Source organism: Arsukibacterium perlucidum DSM 18276, assembly GCF_000382165.1.
GTDB classification, from domain to species: Bacteria; Pseudomonadota; Gammaproteobacteria; order Enterobacterales; family Alteromonadaceae; genus Alishewanella; species Alishewanella perlucidum.
Map to the genome: position 1 here is coordinate 76,140 of NZ_KB907709.1, position 19,931 is coordinate 96,070.

General features: G+C 49.5%; 16 protein-coding genes. 3 read left to right on the plus strand and 13 right to left on the minus strand.

Annotation, left to right across the window (positions count from 1 at the left end; genetic code table 11):
* The first annotated feature begins 76 nt into the window (after positions 1-76).
* Together H141_RS0108590 and H141_RS0108595 are read left to right on the plus strand one after the other, a co-directional pair.
* Positions 77-1,009: an alpha/beta fold hydrolase gene (locus H141_RS0108590; protein ID WP_019675847.1), complete on the plus strand. Its 933-nt coding sequence runs from the start codon at positions 77-79 to the stop codon at positions 1,007-1,009.
* 4 nt (positions 1,010-1,013) lie between these two features.
* Positions 1,014-2,150 (plus strand): RNA polymerase sigma factor, encoded by a 1,137-nt coding sequence (locus H141_RS0108595; RefSeq protein WP_026349335.1) that lies wholly within the window; start codon positions 1,014-1,016, stop codon positions 2,148-2,150.
* A gap of 50 nt (positions 2,151-2,200) precedes the next feature.
* Here the strand turns inward: H141_RS0108595 and greA are convergent, their stop codons facing one another.
* The 6 genes from greA to H141_RS0108625 form a co-directional block, all read right to left on the minus strand.
* Positions 2,201-2,677 carry a transcription elongation factor GreA gene (gene greA, locus H141_RS0108600; RefSeq protein WP_019675849.1) on the minus strand — a complete coding sequence of 159 codons (477 nt, stop codon included), beginning with the start codon at positions 2,675-2,677 and terminating at the stop codon, positions 2,201-2,203.
* Positions 2,674-5,895: a carbamoyl-phosphate synthase large subunit gene (gene carB, locus H141_RS0108605; RefSeq protein WP_019675850.1), complete on the minus strand. Its 3,222-nt coding sequence runs from the start codon at positions 5,893-5,895 to the stop codon at positions 2,674-2,676. The genes greA and carB overlap by 4 nt, the downstream gene beginning before the upstream one ends.
* Before the next feature lie 29 nt (positions 5,896-5,924).
* Positions 5,925-7,067: a glutamine-hydrolyzing carbamoyl-phosphate synthase small subunit gene (gene carA, locus H141_RS0108610; protein WP_019675851.1), complete on the minus strand. Its 1,143-nt coding sequence runs from the start codon at positions 7,065-7,067 to the stop codon at positions 5,925-5,927.
* 233 nt (positions 7,068-7,300) lie between these two features.
* On the minus strand, positions 7,301-8,110 hold the full coding sequence (gene dapB / locus H141_RS0108615) for a 4-hydroxy-tetrahydrodipicolinate reductase (protein WP_019675852.1): 810 nt from the start codon (positions 8,108-8,110) through the stop codon (positions 7,301-7,303).
* A 300-nt stretch (positions 8,111-8,410) separates the two neighbouring features.
* A complete protein-coding gene (locus H141_RS0108620; protein WP_019675853.1) occupies positions 8,411-9,565 on the minus strand; it encodes an iron-containing alcohol dehydrogenase in 1,155 nt (384 codons plus the stop codon).
* A 111-nt stretch (positions 9,566-9,676) separates the two neighbouring features.
* Positions 9,677-11,548 (minus strand): MFS transporter, encoded by a 1,872-nt coding sequence (locus H141_RS0108625; RefSeq protein WP_026349336.1) that lies wholly within the window; start codon positions 11,546-11,548, stop codon positions 9,677-9,679.
* A gap of 155 nt (positions 11,549-11,703) precedes the next feature.
* Here H141_RS0108625 and H141_RS0108630 point away from each other — a divergent pair, with 155 nt between their 5' ends.
* The gene (locus H141_RS0108630) at positions 11,704-13,029 is read left to right on the plus strand and encodes a Na+/H+ antiporter NhaC family protein (protein WP_019675855.1); all 1,326 of its coding nucleotides are present in this window, start codon (positions 11,704-11,706) and stop codon (positions 13,027-13,029) included.
* Positions 13,030-13,035: 6 nt separating this feature from the next.
* Here the strand turns inward: H141_RS0108630 and H141_RS0108635 are convergent, their stop codons facing one another.
* The 7 genes from H141_RS0108635 to dnaK all read right to left on the minus strand — a co-directional run bounded on the left by H141_RS0108635 (position 13,036) and on the right by dnaK (position 19,922).
* Positions 13,036-14,103, minus strand: coding sequence for a nucleotidyltransferase family protein (locus tag H141_RS0108635; protein WP_019675856.1), 1,068 nt, complete (start codon positions 14,101-14,103; stop codon positions 13,036-13,038).
* Positions 14,097-14,957, minus strand: coding sequence for an HprK-related kinase A (locus tag H141_RS0108640; RefSeq protein ID WP_019675857.1), 861 nt, complete (start codon positions 14,955-14,957; stop codon positions 14,097-14,099). Before H141_RS0108640 ends, H141_RS0108635 begins: the two co-directional genes overlap by 7 nt.
* Before the next feature lie 2 nt (positions 14,958-14,959).
* A complete protein-coding gene (locus H141_RS0108645; RefSeq protein ID WP_019675858.1) occupies positions 14,960-15,142 on the minus strand; it encodes a hypothetical protein in 183 nt (60 codons plus the stop codon).
* Between the two features lie 3 nt (positions 15,143-15,145).
* Positions 15,146-15,730, minus strand: a complete 585-nt coding sequence (locus tag H141_RS0108650) for a hypothetical protein (RefSeq protein WP_019675859.1) — start codon at positions 15,728-15,730, stop codon at positions 15,146-15,148.
* A gap of 174 nt (positions 15,731-15,904) precedes the next feature.
* Positions 15,905-16,705, minus strand: coding sequence for a M48 family metallopeptidase (locus tag H141_RS0108655; RefSeq protein ID WP_019675860.1), 801 nt, complete (start codon positions 16,703-16,705; stop codon positions 15,905-15,907).
* Between the two features lie 100 nt (positions 16,706-16,805).
* Positions 16,806-17,951 (minus strand): molecular chaperone DnaJ, encoded by a 1,146-nt coding sequence (gene dnaJ / locus H141_RS0108660; protein WP_019675861.1) that lies wholly within the window; start codon positions 17,949-17,951, stop codon positions 16,806-16,808.
* A 57-nt stretch (positions 17,952-18,008) separates the two neighbouring features.
* Positions 18,009-19,922, minus strand: a complete 1,914-nt coding sequence (gene dnaK / locus H141_RS0108665; protein ID WP_019675862.1) for a molecular chaperone DnaK — start codon at positions 19,920-19,922, stop codon at positions 18,009-18,011.
* Between the last annotated feature and the right edge of the window lie 9 nt (positions 19,923-19,931).

A 19,931-nucleotide genomic window follows, 5' to 3' on the forward strand; every position in this document is an offset into this window, starting at 1 on the left:
TTTCATATTTTTTGTCACAGCACATCCTGCTACCGGTACTTAGTAATGACACTCACTTATTACTAAGGAATTTTTTATGAACAACAGTATGAAAAACGGCATTGATAACAACAGCAGCAATAAAAAACAACCCGGTTTCTGGACTTACTTTGCTATCAGCCTGACCATTATTGGCGGCATGTTAGCTGCCAATTTTAAAAGCCACGCTGCTGACAGCTTTAGGGTTGAAGTTATTGGCAGTGGTAAGCCGGTGATTATGATCCCGGGGTTAATGTCAGACGCCCGGGTGTGGCGACCAACTGCCGAAGCGTTGGCTGGTGACTATCAGTTGCACTTAATCAGCATTGCCGGCTTTGCCGGTACGCCGGCCATTAGCGGCGAGTTATTGCCAAAAGTACAGCGCGAATTGCTGCAGTATATTGAGCAACAACATCTGGATAAACCAGCAGTGGTGGGCCATAGCTTGGGGGCCTTTCTGGCCTTTAGTTTAGCCAGCAGCGCACCTGATGTTATAGGTAATGTAATTGCGGTAGATGGCCTGCCCTTTCTGGCGCCCGTGTTTAGCCGTGATGCCAGCACCACAGTAGCTCAGGTAACACCGCAAGCCGAATATTTCAGAACGCTTTACCAGGGTATGACCGCTGAACAACTGGCAAACATGGCTGCGCAAGGAGTGCAAATTCAGGCAAGTTCAACTGAACATCAACAGCAAGTGGTGGCGATGGCTACCGCCTCAGATCCGGCCAGCGTTGGCCAGGCGTTGTATGAATTACTGACAACGGATTTACGGCCGCAGGTTCATACGATTCAAAGCAAAGTACTGCTAATTGGTGCCGGTGGCGCCTTGCAAAATGCTCAGCAGCAGACAGCGGCCACAGCACTGTATCAGCAACAAATTGCCACTATTGCTAACGCTACGCTTGAGTTTAATACCGACTCAAGGCATTTTATTATGCTGGATCAACCCGCCTGGCTTATTGCACGTATCACTGCCGCATTAAAGGACTAACAGCATGAGCATGTCGATTACTGAACAACAACTGATCCCAGATGTGCAAGCCGCTAGTCTGGGTGATAAAGATGCCTTTGCCCGGCTGGTTAAAGCATGCCAGCGCAGTGTCAGCAGTATTGCGCTGGCCATTGTTAAAGATTTAGATGCCAGTGAAGATATTACGCAACAAGTGTTTATTCATATCTGGCAACAACTCAATACGCTGCAAAACCCGGCCAGCTTTTTGCCCTGGGTGCGCCAGACTACCCGCTATCGGGCTTTTAATTATCTGCGTGACAATAAAGTTGGCAGTAAAGTCAGTGGCGAGCAGGCAGACGCTATTCTGGCAGAGTTTGCCAGCGATACGCAACTGACTGACGACTTAGCCAAAGCTCAGCAAAACCAGATAATGGCCGATTTTATCACTAAGTTGCCCTCTGATAGCCGGGAAATAGTGCTGCTGTTTTATCGGGAAGAACAAAACAGCCAACAGGTAGCCGAATTATTGGGGATAACAGAGAGCAATGTCCGCAAAAAATTGCAGCGGGTACGGGAATTACTAAAAGACCAGTTACTGGCAAAATATGGCAAACTAATTTTAACTACTGCGCCCGGCATGGGCTTAACCACCGCCATTTGCAGTGCGCTAACCCTGACCAGCCCGCCGGTGGCTGCAGCATCAGCCAGCGCGCTGGCTGTAAACAGTAGCGGCCTGGCCAAAATTAGCTGGTTGTTTGGTGGAGCCATGCTGGGCGCCCTGGGTGGTGTGCTTGGTGTTATTCTGGGCATGCGCCAGCCACTAAAACGAGCTGAAAGTAACCAGGAACGGCAGCAGCTGCTTAAATACCGCAACATCAGTATTGGCTGGGTATTACTAAGCGGTATTTTGTTAGCACTGTCTTATCAGTTCACTGCCGGGGCAGTGGCACCTGTGCTTAGTTTCAGTTTGTTTCTGGCCGGCCTCGGTTACCTGCAATACGGCGTATGGCAAACTATTAAGCCGCGTTTACTGGCAAAAATGCAGCATGATGCAGCAGCAGCTAAGGTTTATCGTCGTAACCGCTTATGGTGTTGGCTTGGCATGCTGGGTGGCACCCTGGCAGGTTTTGCTGGCTTAATTAGCGGTCTGGTCAGTAGTAACAGGTGGTTCTGGGGCTAAAAAAACGCCAGGGCATGCCTGGCGTTGTGATTCAGCTTAAGCGGTTACCGTCAGATGTATCTAACGGCGGTAATTTCAAACTCCACCACACCTTTCGGGGTAGTGATATTAACTACGTCGTCCGTTGTTTTACCAATCAGGCCGCGGGCAATCGGCGAATTAACCGAAATTAAATTATTTTTAATATCAGCTTCATCGTCACCAACAATCCGGTAGGTCACTTCTTCGTCGGTATCCAGGTTTAAAATAGATACCGTAGCGCCAAAAATGACTTTGCCGTTGTTGGGCATTTTGCTGATATCGATAATCTGGGCATTGGATAACTTACCTTCGATATCCTGAATGCGCCCCTCACAAAAGCCTTGCTGCTCGCGGGCAGCATGGTATTCGGCATTCTCTTTTAAATCGCCATGGGCGCGGGCTTCAGCAATGGCTTGAATTATCGCTGGCCGTTTTACCGATTTAAGCTCATGCAGTTCAACCCGCAATGCTTCTGCGCCCTGCACTGTCATCGGAATTTGACTCATCCGTTCACTCTCTTATGTAATTCCTGAATTGAATTAACGTTATTAAAGGCACTGGCCGCGTTCGCTTTACAGGTCGCGAACGCCGCATTAAGCGTTGTAGTATAGTTGGCTTTATGCTGCAGTGCACCACGGCGTAATACTTTCGAATCTTCAATCGCCTGGCGCCCTTCAGTGGTATTTACAATGTAACTGTATTCACCGTTTTTAATCCGGTCCAGAATATGCGGCCGGCCTTCGTATACTTTGTTTACAGTACGGCACGGCACACCGGCTGCTGCCAGTGCCTTGGCTGTACCGCCTGTAGCGTCAAGCTCAAAGCCAATTTCAACCATTCGCTTAGCCAACTCAACAACGCGCACTTTATCGCTGTCGCGTACCGAAAGCAAGGCCCGGCCACCGGTTGGGATTAAAGTACCTGAGCCTAATTCACCTTTGGCGAAAGCTTCTTCAAAGGTATCGCCAATGCCCATTACTTCGCCGGTTGAACGCATTTCCGGGCCAAGAATAGGGTCAACGCCAGGGAACTTGTTAAACGGGATCACCACTTCTTTCACTGAAAAATACGGCGGAATAATTTCTTTGGTGATCCCCTGGGCTGCCAGCGACTGGCCCACCATACAACGGGCACCCACTTTGGCCACTGCCACACCGGTGGCTTTTGACACGAATGGCACAGTACGGGCGGCACGTGGGTTCACTTCAATTAAATACACTTCGTTGTCTTTTACCGCAAACTGAGTGTTCATCAAGCCCACTACGCCCAGCTCTAACGCCAGCTTTTTCACCTGCTCGCGCATCACATCCTGAATTTCTTTGCTCAAGCTATGTGGTGGCAAAGTACAGGCCGAGTCGCCCGAGTGCACCCCGGCTTGCTCGATATGCTCCATAATGCCACCAATAATTACTTCCTTGCCATCGCAAATAGCATCGATATCAACTTCAATCGCATCATCCAGGAAATTATCCAGCAATACCGGCGAGTCATTCGACACGCTGACCGCTTCGGTCATGTAGCGGCGTAAGTCCTGATCATCGTACACAATTTCCATGGCGCGGCCACCCAGCACATAAGACGGACGAACTACCATCGGGAAACCGATTTCATGAGCGCGCGATAAGGCTTCTTCTACACTGGTCACGGTGGCGTTTTGCGGCTGTTTTAAGCCTAGGCGCTCAACCGCCTGCTGGAAACGCTCGCGGTCTTCAGCACGATCAATCGCATCAGGCGAAGTACCTATAATTGGCACCCCATTAGCTTCCAGCGCCCGGGCTAATTTTAATGGCGTCTGGCCACCATACTGGACAATTACCCCTTTGGGCTTTTCAATCCGGACGATTTCCAGTACATCTTCCAGGGTAATCGGCTCAAAGTACAAACGGTCAGAAGTATCATAATCGGTTGATACGGTTTCCGGGTTACAGTTCACCATAATGGTTTCATAACCGTCTTCACGCAGCGCAAGTGCCGCATGTACGCAGCAGTAATCAAATTCGATACCCTGACCTATCCGGTTCGGGCCGCCGCCAATAATCATAATTTTATCGCGGCTAGTCGGAGCGGCTTCACACTCTTCGTCGTAAGTGCTGTACATATAAGCGGTGTCAGAAGCAAACTCAGCAGCACAGGTATCTACCCGCTTGTATACCGGGTGCAGCTTGTAACCATGGCGCTTTTTCCGTACTTCGTTTTCACTAACCCCTAATACCTCAGCAATCCTGGCATCGGCAAAACCTTTGCGCTTTAAGCGCGTTAAGCGAGCCTGGTCCAGGGCAGCAAAACCGTCGGTCGCCAGCGCCTGCTCTTCTTTGACTAAATCTTCAATTTGTACCAGAAACCAGCGGTCGATATTGGTCAGGGTGAATATCTCATCCATGCTCATACCAAACCGGAAGGCATCGGCAATATACCAAATCCGGTGCGAACCAGGCTCACGTAGTTCGCGGGTCAGCTTTTCTTTCGCTTCTGGCTGCGCAATATCAATAATCGGATCCAGGCCCGACACGCCAATTTCCAGACCACGCAACGCTTTTTGCAGCGATTCCTGCTGGTTACGGCCAATCGCCATCACTTCGCCGACTGATTTCATCTGGGTGGTTAAGCGATCGTTAGCACCGGCAAACTTTTCAAAGTTAAAGCGCGGTATTTTGGTGACCACATAATCGATGCTTGGCTCGAACGACGCTGGTGTTCTGCCACCGGTAATGTCATTGGCCAGTTCATCCAGGGTGTAGCCTACTGCTAATTTGGCGGCAATTTTGGCTATCGGAAAACCGGTGGCTTTTGACGCCAGTGCCGATGAACGTGACACCCGCGGGTTCATCTCAATAATGACCATCCGGCCATCTACCGGGTTAATGCCAAACTGGACGTTTGAACCACCGGTTTCGACGCCTATTTCACGCAATACTGCCAAAGAGGCATTGCGCATAATCTGGTATTCTTTGTCAGTCAGGGTTTGAGCTGGCGCAACAGTAATGGAATCACCGGTATGCACACCCATCGGGTCGAAGTTTTCAATGGCACATACGATAATGCAGTTATCGTTTTTATCGCGCACCACTTCCATTTCATACTCTTTCCAACCAATTAACGACTCGTCAATTAGCAACTCTTTGGTGGGCGATAAATCAAGGCCGCGGGTACAGACTTCTTCAAATTCTTCGCGGTTATAAGCAATACCGCCACCTGAGCCACCCATGGTAAAAGATGGCCGGATGATACACGGAAAGCCAATGTCTTCGAGCACCTGATAGGCTTCTTCCATCGAATGGGCTAAACCAGCACGCGGGCAAGCCAGGCCAATTGAACGCATGGCTTTATCAAAACGGCTTCTGTCTTCTGCTTTGTCGATAGCATCGGCGGTCGCGCCAATCATTTCTACATTGTATTTAGCCAGCACACCATGGCGCTCTAATTCCAGCGCACAGTTCAGCGCCGTTTGGCCACCCATGGTCGGCAACACAGCGCACGGCCGCTCTTTTTCAATAATCTTTTCTACTACCTGCCAGTGAATAGGCTCGATGTAGGTGGCATCGGCCATTTCCGGATCAGTCATAATGGTGGCCGGGTTAGAGTTAACCAGAATAACCCGGTAACCCTCTTCCCGCAGGGCTTTACAGGCCTGAGCGCCTGAGTAGTCAAATTCACAGGCCTGACCAATCACGATTGGGCCGGCGCCAATAATCAGAATGCTTTTTATGTCGGTACGTTTTGGCATGGGTCGCTCTCTCCGTAATTCGTGTTTGCTTAGGCTTTATGCTGTTGCATCAGCGCAATAAAGTGGTCGAACAGCTCAGAGGCTTCATGCGGGCCGGGGCTCGCTTCAGGGTGTCCCTGAAAACTAAATGCCGGCTTGTCGGTGCGATGAATACCTTGCAGTGAACCATCAAACAGCGATTTATGGGTGGCCCGTAAATTGGCCGGTAACGTGACTTCATCTACCGCAAACCCATGATTTTGGGCGGTGATCAGCACTTTTTTGCTATCAAGATTTTGCACCGGATGGTTAGCACCATGGTGGCCAAATTTCATTTTCGAGGTTTTTGCACCGCTGGCCAGTGCCAGTAACTGATGGCCTAAACAAATACCAAACAGCGGAATGTCAGTATCTAACAAGGTTCTAATCGCCTCGATGGCATAATCACACGGCGCCGGATCGCCAGGGCCATTCGATAAGAAGATACCGTCCGGATTAAGCGCTAATACATCACTGGCAGGGGTCTGTGCCGGCACTACAGTTAGCTTGCAGCCTCGGTCAGCCAGCATCCGCAGGATATTGCGTTTTACTCCAAAGTCATAAGCAACAACATGAAACTGCTGCTTGCACTGCTCTGCGGCTGCAGCACGATGGCCTTCGCCTAATACCCAGCTACCTTCGGTCCACTGATAAGATGATTTAACGCTGACTTCTTTCGCTAGATCCATGCCGGCTAAACCAGCGAAGCCCTGAGCCAGTTGCAGCGCTTTGGCTTGATCCAAATTATCACCGGCCATAAGGCAACCGTTCTGCGCGCCCTTTTCCCTTAAAATACGGGTTAACTTGCGGGTATCGATATCAGCAATACCAAGGATGTTATGTTGGGAAAGATATTGACTAAGTGAGAGTTGGTTACGGAAGTTACTGGCTAACAGAGGAAGGTCGCGAATGATCAGGCCTTTAGCCCAAACCTGTCCGGATTCCTCGTCTTCACTATTGGTTCCGGTGTTACCAATGTGCGGGTAAGTAAGTGTTACTATCTGCTCTGCGTATGAAGGATCAGTTAAGATTTCCTGATACCCGGTCATCGAGGTGTTAAACACCACCTCACCTACAGAAACTCCTTCAGCGCCAATGGCTGTACCGCGAAATACGGTGCCGTCTTCCAGTACGAGCAGGGCGGACTTAGTCAAAATAACCTCCAAACAGCAAAAAACGGGCGAAAACTATTTGTGTTTTACAACCCGTTTTGACCCAAAATTCTAATCCCGTTTTCAACGGATGAGAGGTCCGATCGAGTGGCGCGAGCCAGAGACCGGGCAAACCTGCTTATTTTAGGCGAAAAGCGTACTTTTGGCTATGGCTATTTTAGTTTTTTACAAATATACCTTCTTTAACACGTTTTTAAGTTTAGTTGCCCAAAAGCTTATGTTAAGTCTGCCAATCCCAGCACTTGCTGCATGGAATAAAGTCCGGGCTGCTTATTTTGCAACCACAAAGCAGCGCGCAGCGCGCCTTGGGCAAAGGTATTACGGCTGGATGCTTTGTGGCTAATTTCCAGCCTTTCACCTAAATCTGCAAAAAGTGCGGTGTGATCGCCAATAATGTCGCCGCCACGCACCGTGGCAAAACCAATAGTTTGTTGCGCTCGCTCGCCGGTAATCCCCTCGCGACCATACACTGCAACCTCATTCAAATCACGGCCCAGGGTTTTCGCGATAGTAGCGCCAATGGCCATCGCGGTGCCTGAGGGCGCATCTTTTTTATAGCGGTGATGTGCTTCAGTAATTTCAATATCGGCAGTCTGGCCCATTACCCGGGCCGCGGTTTGCACCAAATGCAGCAGCAGATTAACCCCAACACTCATATTCGGCGCCCATACTATCGGGATATGCGCACTGGCTTGTTGCAGCTGCTGATACTGGTCATCGGTTAGCCCGGTAACCCCGATTACCATGGCTTTTTTTGCTGCTACCGCCAATTGCAGGTGCGCCAGCATCGCCTCCGGCATGGTAAAATCGACCCAGATGTCAGCATTGTTAATGCTACTGGTGCCGGTTTCACTTAAGTCCAGCCCCAGCTTGCCACAACCGGCCAACTCGCCGGCATCGACGCCCACTAAGGACGAGCCGGCCCGCACAGTGGCCGCCGTTAAGTTTAACTGCTGCTCGTTGGCAACAATGGTAAGGGCACGACCCATCCGGCCGTTAGCGCCGAAAATTCCGATAGCAGGCATAATTTACTCGGTATAAAAATAACAATGGCCGCTATTAAAACAAAAGCGGCCAATACTAGAAAGCAAAATAGCCATTAAGATGGCTATTTCTGACTAATTATAAATGATAGCTCGTAGTCCGGGTCCTAACACCTGCCGGGCTCGCCACAGCAACTACGTCAGGCATCCTGCCTTTCGCCCTTGGGGCCAGCTAAGCTGTTCAAATTCGTTCCAGACGAATTTGTCGCTACCGCTTGCGCGTTCGCTCAGACACTCTGTGTCGCCCCATCAGGTGTTAGGACCCTCCCCGATTGAATCTCGTTATACCGCTTTTTGCAAAATCTGCCGCGATACGTCCAGGTCAATATCGCCATGCTCGCCCAGTTTCAGCATGCCATTGGCTTCCAGTTTAGCTACCAGCTTATCCACCGCATCGGCCGCTATACTGTAATCAGCCAAGCGGGTGGGCACGCCCATTTGCTCAAAAAAAGCCCGGGTGTGGCTAATGGTATCATCAATCAAGCGCTCTTCATCCTGATGGCTAAGCTGCCAGACCCGCCGGCCGAACTGTAATAGCTTTTCGCGTTTTTGCACTCGCTGCTGTTGCATTAATGCCGGCAACACGATGGCCAGAGTTTGAGCATGGTCCAGGCCATAGACCGCGGTGATTTCATGGCCAATCATATGAGTTGCCCAGTCTTGCGGCACGCCCTGACCAATCAGGCCATTCAGTGCCATGGTGGCTGCCCACATAATATTGGCCCGCACATCGTAGTTATCCGGGTCGCTCAACGCTTTCGGCCCTTCTTCTATCAGGGTTTGCAGTAAACCTTCGGCAAAACGGTCCTGTACCGGCGCATGCACCGGGTAAGTTAGATACTGCTCAATAACATGCACGAATGCATCCACCACGCCATTAGCTACCTGGCGCGGCGGTAAGCTAAAGGTAACAGTCGGATCCAGAATAGCGAACTTTGGGTACACCAGCGGGCTGCTGAATGACAACTTTTGCTGGGTTTCATAACGGGTTACCACTGAGTTACCGTTACTCTCGGTGCCGGTGGCCGGCAAAGTCAGCACGCAACCGAGCGCAACTGCATTTTCAACCTTGCCGCGATTGGCTAAAATATCCCAGGCATCGCCAGGATATACCGCCGCAGCGGCGACAAATTTAGCGCCATCAATCACGCTACCACCACCAACCGGTAACAGAAAATCAATTTTTTGTTCGCGCACTAAATCAGCGGCTTTCATCAGAGTTTCAAAGCTGGGATTGGGCTCGATGCCACTGAATTCCTGCCAGTCAAAGTCAGCAAGGGCTGCCACTACCTGATCATACACGCCGTTATGTTTAATTGATCCGCCACCATACAACATAAGCACTTTACTGCCGGTAGGAATTAATTTAGTCAGCTGGCTAAGCTGATCTTTACCAAACACAATACGGGTGGGGTTTTGATATGAAAAGTTAAGCATTTATACTCCGGGTAAACTACAGCTGAATATCAGACATCTTCATTTTATGTGGGCAGCGCCGGCTTGCTTCAAGGGCTGTTGCCCTTGCTTATATCCCATTTATCCCTGCATTCAGCGCTTGTCACCCCGCAATGCGCGCACGCGTAATTCTAATTCAGCAGCGCTGACGGCAGCAGCCGGTATGGCATCAGCGGCAATTAACTGCACCTTTGACCACCAACGGCCTTTTAATTTAAACGCGCCTTTACCATAATGGCTGAAAAATGAGCCCCACAGCCCCTGCAAGGCCATCGGCACCACCGGCACCGGGCTTTCGCTGATAATCCGCTCAATGCCCGGCCGGAAGTTATCTATTTCACCGGTCTTGGTCAGCCGGCCCTCCGGGAAAATACATACCAGATTGCCTGCGGCCAGCTCACGTTTTATCGCCGCAAAAGCCGCTTCATAAACCTGTTCATCTTTTTGTTTGCTGCAAATAGGAATAGTGCGGGCGGCCCGGAATAACCAGTTAGCTACCGGCAGGTCATAAATGGCTTTCTCCATCACAAACCGCACCGGACGCCGCACCACGCCGGCAATCAGCAACGCATCAACATAACTGACATGGTTTGCCACCAATACCGCCGCACCGTCTTCAGGAATGTGAACAAGCCCCTGGCTACGTACCCGGTACAAAGTATGGCTAAGCAGATATATAACAAACCGCAGCGCAAATTCTGGTACCCGACTGTAGACATAAAAGGCTACTACGGCATTCATAATGGCCAGAATTAAAAAATACTGTGGAATGGTTAAACCCAGCACACTTAAAAACACGATACCGGCAATAGCACTGGCCACCATAAACAGCGCATTAAAAATGTTATTAGCCGCGATCATTCTGGCTCGTTGGCCGGGCTCAGCCCGCTTTTGCAGCAGGGCATACAAGGGTACAATAAACAGGCCGCCTGACACCCCTATCAAGGTAAGATCAACCAACACCCACCAGCCATAACTACTTTGTAAAAATGCGCCCAGACTGAGCAACTCCGCCGATACCAGTTCAGGCGTACTGAAATACAAACTACAGCCAAATACCGTTAAGCCAATAGAGCCCAAAGGCACTATCCCTAGTTCTACCCGATTGCCGGATAGTCGCTCACACAACATTGAACCCAGGCCCACCCCAACAGAAAACGCCACCAACAACGCAGTGACTACCGTATTGTCACCACCCAGCATGGTTTTGGTAAAATTAGGGAATTGGGTTAAATAACTGGCGCCCAAAAACCAAAACCAGCTAATGGCCATAATGGCCAGATATAAGGTGCGATTGGTATAACTGATTTTAATGGTCTGCAACGTTTGCTTAACGGGAGCAAAGTTGAAACGCCCGGCTTTATCCACCTGGCCCACCGCCGGAATAGCACGGCTGGTGAAATAACCCAATGCCGCAAACAGCACAACAATAGCACCAACCCATAGCTGGGCATGCTCAGTACCCACCAGCAAGCCACCGGCAATCGTGCCTGCTAAAATAGCGATAAAAGTGCCCATTTCTACCCAGGCATTGCCTGCCAACAGCTCTTTATCGTCAAGCAGCTGCGGCAAAATAGCGTATTTTACCGGGCCAAAAAACGCCGACTGGCTGCCCATCAGAAATAATAAGCCCAATAACACTAAGTACTGCTGAAAATAAAAAGCCGCAGCCGCCAGCAACATCAGCACAATTTCCGTTAGCTTCAGCAGGCGGATCAGCCGGGTTTTACACATGCTGTCGGCCAGGGTGCCGGCAGTGGCAGAAAACAGTAAAAAAGGCAGGATAAACAAGCCCGCTGCCAGGTTCATGGTGACATCGATACTCCAGGGCAAAGCATTAGCGGCAGTAAACGCCATTAGTAGCATCAAGGCATTTTTAAATACGTTGTCATTAAAGGCCCCCAGCGCCTGGGTTAAGAAAAATGGCAAAAAACGACGGCTTCTAATGATTTTACTGGCAGACATAGTGGCATCCGGTTGCAACCGTTAACTGCTGAAAACGGTAGGTTTTTTCAACAAAATACCCTAAGTTAGTTACCTGGCGCCAGCAGTTCCTGCAATTCTTGACAAGACGTCTGGCCATCTATATAGTTCGCAACCCATTTTTGTTGAGGTAATTCATGGTAAACCCTGTTAGCCAGCCGGGCGCTAAACGCTCACTTATCCCACTGGGGTTGTTTATTCTACTGTTTTTAGGCAGTGGTTTATATTTTCAGGCGCAAAACGTTGAATATGCCTTTTACCAGCTACCCGGCCATGTAGCGATAATTCCGGCGCTGATCCTGGCTATCTGGCTGCACCGCGCACCCCTGCAACAATCAATAGACGTACTGATTAAAGGCGCCGGCAACCATAACATTATTACCATGTGTCTTATTTATCTGCTGGCAGGTGCTTTTGCCAGCGTGGCAACTGCAACCGGTGGTGTGGATGCAGCCGTTAATGCTGGCCTGAGCATAGTGCCCACAGCATGGCTGCTACCGGGCTTATTTATAATTGCCGCCCTGATTTCAACCGCCATGGGCACCTCGATGGGTACCATAGGAGCATTGGCCCCTATCGCTGCCGGTCTGGCAACCCAGGCTAATCTGGACCCGGCACTGGTTGCAGGAGTGCTGTTAAGCGGCGCCATGTTTGGCGACAATCTATCCATTATCTCCGACACCACTATCGCCTCCACCCGCACGCAGGGTGCCAAAATGTCTGATAAATTCAGAGAAAACATTAAAATTGCCCTGCCTGCGGCCGTCCTGACATTAATCGTGTATACCCTGCTTACCAGTGCTACCGCGCCGGTAGCCGCCGCCGAATTCAGTTGGACCGGTGTATTGCCTTATGCCGCCATTTTAGTGCTGGCAGTGATGGGCTTAAATGTGTTTCTGGTGTTATTACTGGGAATTGTACTGGCAGCGCTACAAGGCAGCGTGTTTGCTGACTATCAAATCACCGGCTTAGGCAAAGATATTGCTGCCGGGTTTGCCAGCGTGCAGGAAATTTTCCTGTTGGCGATGCTGGTAAGCGGTTTAAGTGAGTTTATCAAACAACAGGGGGGCTTAAGCTGGATCTCTGAGGTCATTCAGAATCTGACCAGCAAGCTCAGACTGGCAGGTAATAAAGCACAGCAACTGGCGATAGCAGCACTGGCTTTCAGCAGTAACCTGTGTATTGCCAATAATACCGTTGCTATTGTGCTGACTGGCGATGTGGCAAAAAATCTGGCACAACAACATCAGATCCCGCCAAGACGAAGTGCCAGCTTACTGGATATTTTCGCCTGTATCAGCCAAGGCCTGGTGCCCTATGGTGCCCAGGCCTTGTTGTTAGGGGCAAGTTTCGGCATTTCGCCTTGGCAGGTGGTCAGTTACAGCTTTTACTGCCTGATTTTACTGGTTGTAGCCAGCGGTATTGTTTTACTGCGTCGCGCTGACACCAGGGCGTCAGGTTAAACCTGATTAATTATTGCTATCCTTTGGTTCACCACGCTGCCGCCAGGCCAGGCAGCTTTTTACCCAAATATGGCGGATTAATGCCCGCCAGTGCATCTTGTGCCGGTAGCCGCGCAGGTACCACAGTGCGCCAGCTATTTTAGCTTTTACCCCAGGTTGCAGCTGCATTAGCAGCAAGGCCCTGGCGCTATCCCGCCGCGCCGGGCTCTGGTCGAGTTGCCTGGCGATAGCATCTGGCAGACTGCGCTTAAAAAGCGTTTCAATCAGCAATAAAGTATTTACCACTGGCTCTATGGCGCCGAATTGCTCAGCGTCACTCAATAGTTGCGGCAACAGCTGTTGTTCTGCCAACTGGCTATAGAGCAGGTCTAAATCAATTAAATCTTTTACCAGCTTATGCTGCTCTTCCTGCCAGAAAAAATGGATAGCAGCATGAATATATAAAAAACTAAGGCTGGGCACCTGAAAACATGACCCCTCTATCTGACAGGCACTTGCAAAAACGTGCTCAGTGACAAGGTTTTTACGGCCAGCCAATGGAAACAATGCAAAGTGCAAATCCAGTGCAGTACCACGCTTCACATGATAAAACGGCGGATTTTCGTGAGACAGCTCCAGGTAAAAGTGTTTATCGTAGGCCGACATAGCCGGTTCAAAAAAACCGGCAAAAAACAGTTTTGATTTACAGTCATTCAACTGCTGCCGGCTTACCAGCAAATCAATATCAGAATATAACCGGCCTTCGCTGACTGTCAGAGCCAACGCCTGATAGGCTGCGCCCTTTAGCAGCAAGCACGGATAATTTGCCTGACCGAGACAGGGCTCCAGTTGCAATAACTCGTAAAATAAACTGGCCCGCTGCTTCTGATAGTAGCGCCAGCCCCAGGCAAGGTGTTTCTGTACTGTTTCAGGTAAATCGCCCAGCATATTATGCCGCGCAAACAGTGCTTGCAGTTGTGCCGTTAACCCCAGACTCCGTGCCTGTTGCAGCAAATCAGTCCAGCAAGCGGCACCGGCTTTAGCCTGAAAGCGCTGCGGGTCGCGAAAGCACTGAATCAACAGCGGCACTAACATAGCAGCTGCTCCAGCAACTCAAGCATTTGCCTGGTATCACTGTATTCCAGGCGAAAGCTCTCGGTATTTTCCACCAGCTGACTTAACAAATTAAAGCCCTCAGCTGCAAATACCGCATAGTTAAAACTATTCTGCGCCAGATAAAGCAGAGTATCCGCTTTGGGCATAGTAAACAGCGCGACGGGCTCTGCTGCATTTGCCTGATAGGCGGGAAAGATAATCCACATTGGCTGTGCACTGCTATTTTGCTGCTGCCAGCTGCTATCAGTTGGCCGTAAATAAGCTACAGTGCCTTTTTCAGTATCAGCCGTGCGGTGAAAAATTTCTACCCCTGGCTGATAGTGCTGAATAACCTCTATCGAGGCGTTTTTTAAACTGACTGGACGCACATAGGGCTGCAACTGGCCACTGGCCGGGTCAATCAAACACATCTCATCAGATAATAACCGCCAGCCTCGCAGCATCAGCAAAGCACATAAAGTGCTTTTACCGCTGCCTGGTGGTGCTGGCATAATCAGGGCCTTGCCATCTTTTTCCAATACCGCAGCATGAATAGCCAGATATTGTTGCTGATAAGCCGATACACACCAGTTCAATCCCCATTCAAACGTTGGGATCAGCTGGTTAGCATCAGCCATCCGGAAATGTTCGCTCCCAGTACGAAAATGGTAAGGCCGGCTTTTGCCGCTGAAACGTCGCTTATAGTCTATATGAAAGTCATAAACATGGTCATTATCAGGTACGGGCCGCAGCACATCAGCCGGATAAAGCCGGGCTAAATCACTGAATAATGCCGGGCTGTCAGTATCAATACGGACCGTAAAGGGGGGGGTGTGTAATGAAAAAAGCGGCAAACTTACTCCTGCTCAGCAGAGTGTTCCGGGATAACCTTGGCAGTAGCATAACTGATATGATCAAAGCTGACAGTAGTATTATCAGCAGAAAAACGCAGAAAACTAAGGTGTTGTTGCTCACTATGCTGCTGCCTGGTCTGGCTTAACCAAGCAGCATAATTGCTACTGTGCTCATTGCTGAACATCCCTTAGCCTTCGATATAAAGTTGCAGTACTTTCGCCAGAGCATCGGTTTCGCCGGTCAACATAGATTTATTGTAGGCATCAACAAATGCTTCAGGTTTCGGATAGATGCCTTGGTCATAATAAAACAATGAATGCAAAAATAATGACGCACTGTCCCGAACCAGTGAAGTAGGTCCCTCTTCTACAGCTTGTTGCAAAGTACCGTCAAAACCACCGGCAAAAAAATTACTGAACAAGGTAGTCTCATTAATGGCTATACCGTTATGAGTATAGGTATGGCTGGCATATTTATGGTAGTTAGGTGAGCCAGAGTGAAAATACCCTTTACGTTCACTACCATTACCCGGACCAGTCATAAAATATTGCTTGGCATTTCCATGCGAAAGAAACTGATTATGACAATCCTCAAACTGCTCGGCCTGCACCGATTGCATTTTTGACATACTGGCACTTAAATTACAATTTTGGGTACTGTAACCCCAGGCGCCTTTACTTTTGAGGGCCATTAAAACCGGCAACGATCCCATGCCCGCACGTACTAAAAACTTACGTCGGCCACTCGCTGCTTTGATATCCTTATTGTCCATAGACTCTGTCACCCTTGTCCTGATGTTTCAGCGTAAAGCTTGCTATTCCGTTGAAACATGCAAAAATCAATCCAAAGCTGTAATCACTTGAAATTCATTAAATTCCTAAGCGCACAGCATCAGTTAAATCTAAAATTGTAAATTTAACTGACGCCTCAACTCATCCTAAGCTAGCTATTTACGGCAATTTGGCAATTGACCAGCCTTCTTCCGCTCGTTAAATGTTGCCATGGCTTGCGGCATTCTGGCCCGCAATTCTGCTATCCGGTTTTCAGGCACCGGATGGCTGGACAAAAACTGTGGCGTATTATTGTTGCTGGCAGCCGCCATATTCTGCCATAAGTTTACCGCCTGGCGCGGTTCAAAGCCAGCCTTTGCCATTAAATCCAGGCCAATAATATCAGCCTCTGATTCATGGGTGCGGCTAAAGGGCAAAGTTACAAACAGCTGAGAACTCACCCCTAACGCTGCCATAATCTCCTGCTGATAGCGCACACCGTAGGCTTTGGAACCAGCATCACCGAGTGCCAGCGCCGACTGCATAAACTGATTGGTTGATAACCGCTCGTTGCTGTGACTTGCTATAACATGGGCAATTTCATGGCCAATTACCGCCGCTAACTGCTGCTGATTTTCGGCCACCTTTAGCAAACCGGTGTACACGCCGATTTTACCACCAGGCAGCGCAAAAGCATTAACCTGCTCGCTGTCAAAAACTACCACTTCCCAGGGCTTGCTCAGATATTGTTCCGGCGTCACCCGCAACAAGGCACTGGCAATACACTGCACATAATCATTGGTTCTGACATCTTTACTAATCGGCGTTTCCGCTTTCATCGTTTCGAAAGTCTGGGCACCCATGGCGCTGAGCTGACTGTCATTAAATAACATAATCTGGTTGCGGCCAGTAGGCGATTGAACACACGCCACCATAGTAATAGCGGCAACCGCGGCCAGGGAAAACTTCTTCAACATAGCAAAATCCTTATTAATGCATGGTCAGCAATTGTACCCATGTTGTTAATTGTATCGGTAGTTGAAAAAAAAACCACCCGAAGGTGGCTTTTAAATTTAGTTAACCGGTTAAATCGTCAAAGAATTTTTTGACTCCGTCAAAAAAACCTTTTGATTTGGGCCTGTGCTTCGCTTCGCTCTCACCAGCCATACTTTCGTCCAGTTGCCGCAGCAACTCTTTCTGCTTATCACTGAGGTTAACCGGGGTTTCAATTACCACCTTGCAAACCAAATCACCGACACCACCACCGCGCACCGACTGCACGCCTTTACCGCGTAACCGGAACATTTTTTCGGTTTGGGTTTCCGCAGGGATCTTCAGTTTGATCCGGCCATCCAGGGTTGGTACCGCAATTTCACCACCCAGTGCTGCAGTAGCAAAGCTTAGTGGTACATCGCAGTACAGGTTATTGCCATCCCGCTGAAAAATCGGGTGAGGTTTAACGTTTACCTGCACATATAAGTCGCCTGCCGGCGCGCCATGCATGCCTGCTTCACCTTCACCGGTTAAACGGATCCTATCGCCAGTATCAACCCCTGCCGGAATTTTCACTGACAAGGTTTTGGTTTTCTCAACCCGGCCTTCACCATGACACTTAGTACAGGGCTCAGGAATGATTTTACCGCGACCATTACAGGTTGGACAGGTTTGCTGCACCGCAAAAAAGCCCTGACGCATCGTTACCTGACCTGCACCGTGACAGGTTGGGCAACTCTTGGCCGAAGTGCCTTTTTTAGCGCCTGAACCATCACAGCTGTCGCAGTTAACGTAGGTTGGTACTTTAATATCTACCGACTTACCTTTAACTGCCTCTTCCAGATTCAGTTCGAGGTTATAGCGTAAGTCTGAGCCACGTTGCGCCCGCGACTGGCCGCGACGACCGCCGCCACCAAAAATATCGCCAAACACATCGCCAAATATATCACCAAAGTCACCGGCACCCGCTCCGCCGCCGCCGAAACCACCGCCACCGCGGTTAGGATCTACCCCGGCATGGCCAAAACGATCGTAGGCAGCGCGTTTTTGCTCGTCTGATAAAACCTCATAGGCTTCCTGGACTTCTTTAAACTTCTCTTCCATGCCTTTATCGCCCTGAGTGCGATCAGGGTGAAATTTCATGGCGAGGCGTTTATAAGCCTTTTTGATGTCTTTATCATCGGCGCCTTTAGCGACACCCAATACTTCATAGTAGTCACGCTTTGACATAAATTCAGTGCTTACTTCTTGTCAAAGGGCTGCAGCATGCTGCAGCCCGGGCCCGTATTATTTGTTGTCGTCTTTTACTTCTTCAAACTCAGCGTCAACAACATCGTCATTGCCAGCAGCTTGTTGCTGGCCGGCATCGGCGTCACCCTGCTGGGATTTAGCCTGGGCAGCTTCCATCAGCTTTTGCGAAGCCTGAATTAATGCTTGTGACTTGGCATCAATTTCCGCTTTGTCACTACCTTTCAGAGCGGTTTCCAGCTCACTGATAGCGGTTTCAATAGCGGCTCTGTCATTGCTGGCTAAACTGTCACCCGCTTCTTCCAGTTGTTTGCGGGTAGCATGCACCATGGCATCTGCCTGGTTGCGGGTTTGTACCAGCTCTTCGAATTTTTTATCTTCTTCAGCATGGGCTTCAGCATCACGCACCATGGCGGCAATTTCATCTTCCGATAAACCAGAAGAAGACTTGATGGTGATCTTCTGCTCTTTACCGGTGTCTTTATCTTTCGCCGACACATGTAAAATACCATCCGCATCTAAATCAAAAGTCACTTCAATTTGCGGCTCGCCACGACGACCCGGGCGAATACCTTCTAAATTGAACTGGCCCAGTGATTTATTATCAGTAGCGCGTTTACGCTCACCCTGCAACACGTGAATGGTTACTGCAGCCTGATTATCATCAGCGGTTGAGAACACCTGCGACTTTTTGGTCGGAATAGTGGTATTTTTCTCAATCAGCGCCGTCATTACGCTACCCATTGTTTCAATACCCAGCGACAATGGCGTTACGTCCAGCAGCAATACGTCTTTTACATCACCAGACAGTACCGCCCCCTGAATGGCAGCACCTACCGCTACGGCTTCATCCGGGTTCACGTCTTTGCGCGGTTCTTTGCCAAAGAAAGCAGTAACGGCTTCCTGTACTTTTGGCATCCGGGTCTGACCACCCACCAGGATAATTTCGTTAATTTCGCTAACGCTTAAATCTGCATCGGCTAAGGCTTTTTTCAGCGGCTCTAAAGTACGCTGCACTAAGTCTTCAACCAGTGACTCCAGCTTAGCGCGGGTCACTTTGATGTTTAAGTGTTTCGGGCCTGAAGCATCTGCCGTGATATACGGCAGGTTAACTTCAGTTTGCGATGCTGATGACAGCTCAATCTTAGCTTTCTCAGCCGCTTCTTTTAAGCGCTGCATGGCCAGCGGATCGTTGCGCAGATCCATACCCTGCTCTTTTTTGAATTCGTCTACCAGGTAGTTAATTACCCGGTTGTCGAAGTCTTCACCACCTAAGTGGGTGTCACCGTTGGTCGATAACACTTCAAAGGTTTGTTCGCCGTCAACGTCGTCAATTTCAATGATAGAGATATCGAAAGTACCGCCACCCAAGTCATAAACCGCAATCTTGGTGTCGCCTTTCTTTTTGTCCATACCATAAGCCAGCGCCGCAGCAGTTGGCTCGTTGATAATCCGTTTTACGTCTAAGCCGGCAATCCGGCCCGCGTCTTTGGTCGCCTGACGCTGCGCATCATTAAAATAGGCTGGTACGGTAATTACCGCAGCAGTAACCGGCTCGCCTAAGAAATCTTCGGCGGTTTTCTTCATTTTTTTCAGTACTTCAGCTGAAATTTGCGGTGCAGCCAGCTTTTTGTCTTTCACTTCAACCCAGGCATCACCGTTATCCGCTTTGACAATTTTAAACGGCATAATTTTGATGTCGCGCTGAACTTCTTCGTCTTCAAAGCGACGACCAATTAAACGCTTAATCGCATACAGGGTATTTTTAGGGTTAGTAACAGCCTGCCGTTTTGCCGGCTGACCTACTAGTACCTCGCCATCTTCGGCATAAGCTATAATTGAAGGCGTAGTACGCGTGCCTTCTGCATTTTCTAACACCCGAGGTTTGTCGCCATCTAACACAGCAACACATGAATTGGTTGTACCCAAGTCAATACCGATTATTCTACCCATAACTGCTCT

What these genes read in the sequence shown, in the direction of transcription:
- H141_RS0108595 (WP_026349335.1), top strand. Translation starts at nt 1,014, where the DNA reads ATGAGCATGTCGATTACTGAACAACAACTGATCCCAGATGTGCAAGCC.
- H141_RS0108630 (WP_019675855.1), top strand. Translation starts at nt 11,704, where the DNA reads ATGGTAAACCCTGTTAGCCAGCCGGGCGCTAAACGCTCACTTATCCCA.
- H141_RS0108645 (WP_019675858.1), bottom strand. Translation starts at nt 15,142, where the DNA reads ATGTTCAGCAATGAGCACAGTAGCAATTATGCTGCTTGGTTAAGCCAG.
- greA (WP_019675849.1), bottom strand. Translation starts at nt 2,677, where the DNA reads ATGAGTCAAATTCCGATGACAGTGCAGGGCGCAGAAGCATTGCGGGTT.
- H141_RS0108625 (WP_026349336.1), bottom strand. Translation starts at nt 11,548, where the DNA reads ATGTCTGCCAGTAAAATCATTAGAAGCCGTCGTTTTTTGCCATTTTTC.
- H141_RS0108655 (WP_019675860.1), bottom strand. Translation starts at nt 16,705, where the DNA reads ATGTTGAAGAAGTTTTCCCTGGCCGCGGTTGCCGCTATTACTATGGTG.
- dapB (WP_019675852.1), bottom strand. Translation starts at nt 8,110, where the DNA reads ATGCCTGCTATCGGAATTTTCGGCGCTAACGGCCGGATGGGTCGTGCC.
- H141_RS0108590 (WP_019675847.1), top strand. Translation starts at nt 77, where the DNA reads ATGAACAACAGTATGAAAAACGGCATTGATAACAACAGCAGCAATAAA.
- H141_RS0108650 (WP_019675859.1), bottom strand. Translation starts at nt 15,730, where the DNA reads ATGGACAATAAGGATATCAAAGCAGCGAGTGGCCGACGTAAGTTTTTA.
- dnaK (WP_019675862.1), bottom strand. Translation starts at nt 19,922, where the DNA reads ATGGGTAGAATAATCGGTATTGACTTGGGTACAACCAATTCATGTGTT.
- dnaJ (WP_019675861.1), bottom strand. Translation starts at nt 17,951, where the DNA reads ATGTCAAAGCGTGACTACTATGAAGTATTGGGTGTCGCTAAAGGCGCC.
- H141_RS0108620 (WP_019675853.1), bottom strand. Translation starts at nt 9,565, where the DNA reads ATGCTTAACTTTTCATATCAAAACCCCACCCGTATTGTGTTTGGTAAA.
- H141_RS0108635 (WP_019675856.1), bottom strand. Translation starts at nt 14,103, where the DNA reads ATGTTAGTGCCGCTGTTGATTCAGTGCTTTCGCGACCCGCAGCGCTTT.
- carB (WP_019675850.1), bottom strand. Translation starts at nt 5,895, where the DNA reads ATGCCAAAACGTACCGACATAAAAAGCATTCTGATTATTGGCGCCGGC.